At 65.1% G+C, this 690-nt stretch carries 1 protein-coding gene; it reads right to left on the bottom strand.

The window, feature by feature from the left end; genetic code table 11:
- The coding region (gene folP, locus HP547_RS29140; RefSeq protein ID WP_172288975.1) for a dihydropteroate synthase at window positions 1-690 on the bottom strand (690 nt) is incomplete at both ends.

Here is a 690-nt window from a genome sequence, read left to right as displayed (position 1 = left end):
CAGTTTCGGCCACGTCATGGACACGCAGGATGCTTGCCCCCTTGGTCACGGCCAACGCCGCCAGCGCCAGGCTGCCGTACAACCGCTCGCCGACCGGACGTTCCAGCGTCAGGCCGATCATGCTCTTGCGCGAAACGCCCACCAGCAGTGGGCGCCCAAGGCAATAGAGCGCTTCCATGTGCTTGAACAGGCTCAGGTTGTGCGCCAGTGTCTTGGCGAAACCAAAGCCCGGGTCAAGAATGATTCTGTTCGCGTCGATACCCGCTGCCGCGCAGGCGGCCATACGCTGTTCAAGATAGCGCGTAACGTCAGCGGTCACATCCTGGTAATGCGGGTCATCCTGCATGTTGCCCGGCTCGCCACGCATGTGCATGAGGCACACCGGCAGCCCGGTATCCGCAGCCGCGTCCAGGGCGCCATCGCGCTCCAGCGCACGCACGTCGTTGATCAACCCGGCACCGAGCCGCGCCGACTCACGTATGACCGCGGGCGTGGAAGTATCGACCGATATGACCACGTCGAGGCGGCTGTTGATCGCCTCGACCATCGGCGCCACCCGCTCCAGCTCCTCGGTCACCGACACCGCACGCGCACCAGGGCGCGTGGATTCGCCGCCAATATCGATCAGCGTGGCACCGGCGGCAACCATCGCTTCGGCATGGCGCAAGGCCTCGTCGCGCTGATTGAAGC

Source organism: Pseudomonas sp. CM27, from assembly GCF_013179515.1.
Lineage (GTDB): Bacteria > Pseudomonadota > Gammaproteobacteria > Pseudomonadales > Pseudomonadaceae > Aquipseudomonas.
The sequence above is the reverse complement of the archived record's forward strand: the minus strand, read 5'-3'. Positions and strand labels throughout refer to the sequence as shown.